The 5,334-nt window shown below is 69.8% G+C and carries 4 protein-coding genes; 1 reads left to right on the forward strand and 3 read right to left on the reverse strand.

All coding sequences use genetic code 11. From position 1 onward, the window contains the following. Positions 1 to 96 precede the first annotated feature (96 nt). From ACFXPK_RS20460 to ACFXPK_RS20470, 3 genes are all read right to left on the reverse strand, one after another. The gene (locus ACFXPK_RS20460; protein WP_384999523.1) at positions 97 to 1,074 is read right to left on the reverse strand and encodes a carbohydrate ABC transporter permease; all 978 of its coding nucleotides are present in this window, start codon (positions 1,072 to 1,074) and stop codon (positions 97 to 99) included. After that, positions 1,071 to 2,432 (reverse strand): ABC transporter substrate-binding protein, encoded by a 1,362-nt coding sequence (locus ACFXPK_RS20465; RefSeq protein WP_384999526.1) that lies wholly within the window; start codon positions 2,430 to 2,432, stop codon positions 1,071 to 1,073. Before ACFXPK_RS20465 ends, ACFXPK_RS20460 begins: the two co-directional genes overlap by 4 nt. Before the next feature lie 135 nt (positions 2,433 to 2,567). Further along, positions 2,568 to 3,329 carry a DeoR/GlpR family DNA-binding transcription regulator gene (locus tag ACFXPK_RS20470; RefSeq protein ID WP_384925368.1) on the reverse strand — a complete coding sequence of 254 codons (762 nt, stop codon included), beginning with the start codon at positions 3,327 to 3,329 and terminating at the stop codon, positions 2,568 to 2,570. Positions 3,330 to 3,811: 482 nt separating this feature from the next. On the opposite strand from ACFXPK_RS20470, the gene gndA reads away from it, so the two are divergent. After that, positions 3,812 to 5,254, forward strand: a complete 1,443-nt coding sequence (gene gndA, locus ACFXPK_RS20475) for an NADP-dependent phosphogluconate dehydrogenase (RefSeq protein WP_385077297.1) — start codon at positions 3,812 to 3,814, stop codon at positions 5,252 to 5,254. Positions 5,255 to 5,334: the final 80 nt, after the last annotated feature.

Genomic DNA, 5,334 nt, shown 5'->3' on the forward strand with positions numbered 1-5,334 from the left:
GCCCGGCCCGCCCGGCCGGCGGGGGGGGGGGGGGGGGGTCTTTCGGGTGGGGGGGGGGGGGCGCCCCCCCACCTGTGGTGGAAACGGAGAGAGCACTCACGCGCGGTTCGCCTCCTCACTGAAGAGGGACGAGACGACGCGCAGGGCGAAGGTCGCGATCACGATCGTGCCGATCACGACGACGACTCCGGCGGCGGAGGCCAGTCCGTACTCGTGAGCCTGGTAGAAGGTCTGGTAGATGGTGTACGGCAGGTTCGCGGTGCCGAGGCCCCCGGAGGTGAGGGTGAACACGGCGTCGAAGTTCTGCACGATGTAGATCGAGCCGAGCAGGATGCCCAGTTCGAGGTAGCGGCGCAGATGGGGCAGGGTCAGATAGCCGAACATCTGCCATCCGGTCGCGCCGTCCAGCTTGGCCGCCTCCATGATCTCGGCGGGCCTGCTCTGGAGCCCGGCGAGCAGGATGAGCATCATGAACGGCGTCCACTGCCAGATCAGCGCGGCCTCGACCGCGAGCAGCGGCATGTCGGAGATCCAGTCGGGCTGGGTGGGGTTCTCCACACCGAAGAGCCCGGTGAACCAGGCCCAGCCGCCGTTGAGGAGGCCGTACTCGGGGTTGTAGAGGACGTGCTTCCACATGAGCGCCGCCGAGACCGGCACCAGCAGGAACGGCGTGATCAGCAGCGTACGGACGAAGCCGCGGCCGATGAACTTGCGGTCGAGCAGGAGCGCGAGCAGCAGTCCGAGCACCACGCTGGCGATCACGACGGTCGCCGTGAGCAGCACGGTGGTGAACACCGACTCGCGCAGGCTCGCGTCGGTGAAGACCGAGCCGTAGTTGCTGAGACCGGCGAAGCTGCGGTCGTCGGGGGCGAGCGAGTTCCAGTCGAAGAGCGAGATCACCAGGGTGGCCACGAAGGGCAGCTGGGTGACCGCGATCAGGAAGATCAGGGCGGGCAGGAGGGGGGCCCGGGTGGCCCAGGCGCGGGCCCGGCCTCCCCGGCCGGCCTTGGGCGACGCGGTGGGGCGCGGCGCTCCGGCCGGGGAGTGTGGGGGTGTGCTGACGGAGGTACTCACTTCTGGTCCTTGCCCACCTTTTCGGCCAGCGCCTGCGAGTTCTTCAGCGCTTCGGCCACGGTCTTCTTGCCGGCGATGGCGGCACTGATCTCCTGCGAGACCTTGGTGCCGAGGTCGGTGAACTCGGGGATGTCGACGAACTGGATGCCGACGGTGGGACGGGGCTGGGTGCCCGGGTCGGTCGGGTTGGCGTTGGCGATGGCGTTCTTGGTCACCTCGGCGAACGCGGCGGCTTCCTTCAGGTAGTCCGGGTTCTCGTACGTGGAGGCGCGCTTGCCGGCCGGGACGTTCGACCAGCCGACCTTCTCACCGGCGAGGGCCTCGTACTCCTTGCTGGACGCCCAGGAGATGAACTTCCAGGCGCTGTCGGTCTTCGTGGACGCCTTCTGCATGCCCCAGGCCCAGGTGTAGAGCCAGCCGGAGCTGTCCGTCTTGTCGACCGGGGCCGGCACGTAGCCGATCTTGCCCTTGACCGGGGAGCCCTTGGCCTCCAGCGAGCCGGCGCCGGCGGTGGCGTCGTACCACATGGCCGACTTGCCCTGGGTCATGTTGTTGAGGCACTCGGCGTAACCGGCCTGCGGGGCACCGGCCTCACCGTGCTCGCGCACCAGGTCGACGTAGAACTGGGTGGCCTTGGTGAACTCGGGCGAGTCGAGCTGGGCCTCCCAGTCCTTGGTGAACCAGGTGCCGCCCATGGTGTTGACCACGGTCGTCAGCGGGGCGATGACCTCGCCCCAGCCGGGCAGCCCGCGCAGACAGATGCCCTTCATGCCCTTCTCCGCGCCGTCCGCCTTGGCGGCGAGGTCCGCGACCTGCTGCCAGGTGGGCTTGTCGGGCATGGTCAGCTTCTTGGCCTCGAAGACGTCCTTGCGGTACATCAGGAAGGACGACTCACCGTAGAAGGGCTGGCCGTAGAGCTTGCCGTCCTCCGCGGTGAGGGAGTCGGAGAGGGGCTTGAGTATGTCGCCCTGGTCGAACTTCTTGTCCTTGTCGGTGTACTCGTCGAGCGCGTGCAGCCACCCGTTCTTCGCGAAGAACGGCACCTCGAAGTTGCTGATGGTGGCGACGTCGTACTGGCCGGCCTGGTTCGAGAAGTCCTGAGTGATCTTGTCACGGACGTCGTTCTCCGGCAGCACGGTGAAGTTCACCTTGATGCCGGTCTCCTTGGTGAAGTTGGCCGCGGTCAGCTTCTGGAGGTCGACCATCTGCGGGTTGTTCACCATGAGCACGTTGAGCGTGTCGTCGCCGCCGGCGGAGGAACCCCCACCCGCGCCACTGCACCCCGCGAGAAGCGCCGTCAAGGCCACGCTCGCGCCTATACGCATGCGGACTCCACGACGTCGTTGTTGGAAGTGCATGTGAGATCTCCTGATTGTTCGGGTGGGAAGTGGGGGATGGTGAGAGGGAGGGCGGCGCGCCGGGGTGTCCGGTGCTCCGCGAGGGTGACGGAATGTCAGGGGTGGTGCGGTGGGTGCTCGGGCACGGGTCCGCCGTCAGACGCGTATGACCTGCGGTCCCAGCAGTGAGTACCGCTGGGCCTCCGCCGAGGGCAGCCCCGAGTCCGTGACGATGGACTCGAAGTCGCCGACCTCCGCGAAGCGGCAGAAGCTCACCGCGCCGAACTTGGTGTGGATCCCGGTGAAGACCCTGCGGCGGGCGCTGCGCATCGCCTGGGCCTTCACCTCGCTGACGGCGGGGTCGGGGGTGGTGAGCCCGTACTCGCGCGAGATGCCGTTCGCCCCGACGTACGCCAGGTCGATGACGAATTCGGAGAGCATCCGGGTGGTCCAGTGGTCGACGGTGGCCATCGTGGAGCCGCGTACCCGGCCGCCGAGGAGCAGGACGGCGATCTTCTCGGCGTCGGCGAGGGCGGTGGCCACGGCGAGGGACGCGGTGACCACGGTCAGCGGCCGGTCGCGGGGCAGCGCCTCGGCGACGAGCTGGGGGGTGAACCCCTCGTCGACGAAGACCGTCTCGGCGTCGCCGAGCAGATCGGCTGCCGCCGCGGCGATCCGGGACTTCTGGGGGACGAGCCGGGTGGTCCGTACGGCCAGGGTCGTCTCGAATCCGGCGCTCTCCACGGGGTAGGCCCCGCCGTGGGTGCGCCGTACCAGCCCGTGCCCCTCCAGGGCGTGCAGGTCCCGCCGTACGGTCTCCTTGGCGACCTGGAGCCGCCCGGCCAGCGCGGTGACTTCCACCGACCCGTCACTGCGGGCGATCTCCAGGATTTCTCGTCGACGCTCGTCGGTGTCCACGACCACACACTTCCCTGCTTGCTGCGGCTCAGCACCCGTTCGGGCTCATGCGTCGTTTGTACAAGCAGGGAACCCGCTGCGACCAGGCTCTTCACAGCATTGAGTGAGTCCGAGTCTGCCCGTTTGACCAAGAACGTATGCCCTGGTCACACCGCTTGACGGGGTCGGTGTTGCGCGGATCACTGCCCGAATGGCGGCACCGCGGTGCCCGATCGGCGCCCGGTGCGGTCCAGCCCGTGCCCGCAAACGGAGCCCGTTTCCGGGCAGCGGCGGGCAGATCCGGGCAGCGGGCCGGGGCGCGTCGCGCGGCGGGCGCGCGTGGGAGCGGACGCGGTGAACGGCCGTGTTCGGAGGTACGTATCCCTCCCCGGCGGCCCGGCCCGGACGGCGCCCCGCCCGCGGGTTTTTCTTGGCGCGCCCGGGTGCGGGGGTCTTTACTGGCCGTGCACGGCACAATTCGACGGATATCCAGGAGCACACGCATGAGTGGTACAGCCCAGATCGGTGTCACGGGGCTCGCGGTGATGGGCCGCAACCTGGCCCGGAACTTCGCCCGCAACGGTTTCACCGTGGCTCTGCACAACCGCACCGCGTCGAAGACCCGTGCCCTGGTGGACGAGTTCGGCGACGAGGGCACGTTCGTCGCCGCGGAGTCGGCCGAGGAGTTCGTGGCGGCGCTGGAGCGGCCCCGCCGGCTGGTCATCATGGTGAAGGCCGGCGACCCGACGGACGCCGTGATCGAGGAGTTCGCCCCGCTGCTGGAGGAGGGCGACGTCATCATCGACGGCGGCAACGCCCACTTCGCGGACACCCGCCGGCGCGAGAAGGACCTGCGCGAGCGCGGGATCCACTTCGTCGGTGTCGGCATCTCCGGCGGCGAGGAGGGCGCGCTGCACGGACCGAGCATCATGCCGGGCGGCTCCACCGAGTCGTACGCCTCGCTCGGCCCGATGCTGGAGAAGATCTCCGGCAAGGCGAAGGACGGCACGCCCTGCTGCACCCACATCGGCCCCGACGGCGCCGGCCACTTCGTCAAGATGGTGCACAACGGCATCGAGTACGCCGACATGCAGCTCATCGCGGAGGCGTACCACCTGCTGCGCTCCGTCGCCGGCTACTCCCCCGCGAAGATCGCGGAGACCTTCAAGTCGTGGAACACCGGCCGTCTCGACTCGTATCTGATCGAGATCACGGCCGAGGTGCTGGCCCATACGGATGAGGCGACCGGCACGCCGTTCGTGGACGTCGTGACCGACCAGGCCGAGCAGAAGGGCACCGGCCGCTGGACCGTGCAGATCGCCCTGGACCTGGGCGTCCCGGTCTCGGGGATCGCCGAGGCGGTCTTCGCCCGTTCGCTCTCCGGCCACGCCGGGCTCCGGGAGGCGTCCCGTACGCTGCCGGGTCCGACGGCGGCGCCGCTGGACGAGGCCGAGGCCGCCCGCTTCGCCGACCAGGTCGAGCAGGCGCTGTACGCGTCGAAGATCGTGTCGTACACGCAGGGCTTCCACCAGCTCCAGGCGGGCAGCGCCGAGTACGGCTGGGACCTCGACCTCGGCTCGATCGCCGCCATCTGGCGCGAGGGGTGCATCATCCGCGCCGCGTTCCTCGACCGGATCCGTGAGGCGTACGACGCGCAGCGCGACCTGCCGAGCCTGCTCTCCGACAAGCAGTTCGCCGAGGAGATCGGCGCGGCCCAGGACGACTGGCGCGCGGTGGTCGCCTCCGCGGTGCACCAGGGTGTGCCGACGCCGGGCTTCGCCGCGGCGCTCGCGTACTACGACGCGCTGCGCGCCGAGCGGCTGCCCGCCGCGCTGACCCAGGGCCAGCGCGACTTCTTCGGGGCGCACACCTACCGGCGCACGGACCGCGAGGGCTCGTTCCACACCCTGTGGGGCGGTGACCGTTCCGAGGTCGGCACCGGCTGATCCGGTACGCAGGAGGCGGGGCGGGGGCGCCGGGGGGGCGGCCCCCCGCCTGTGTTCCCCCCCGGCCCCGCGGGGGGCGC

This window comes from Streptomyces sp. NPDC059142 (assembly GCF_042755665.1).
In the GTDB taxonomy this organism is placed as follows: domain Bacteria; phylum Actinomycetota; class Actinomycetes; order Streptomycetales; family Streptomycetaceae; genus Streptomyces.

What these genes read in the sequence shown, in the direction of transcription:
- ACFXPK_RS20465 (WP_384999526.1), bottom strand. Translation starts at nt 2,432, where the DNA reads ATGCACTTCCAACAACGACGTCGTGGAGTCCGCATGCGTATAGGCGCG.
- gndA (WP_385077297.1), top strand. Translation starts at nt 3,812, where the DNA reads ATGAGTGGTACAGCCCAGATCGGTGTCACGGGGCTCGCGGTGATGGGC.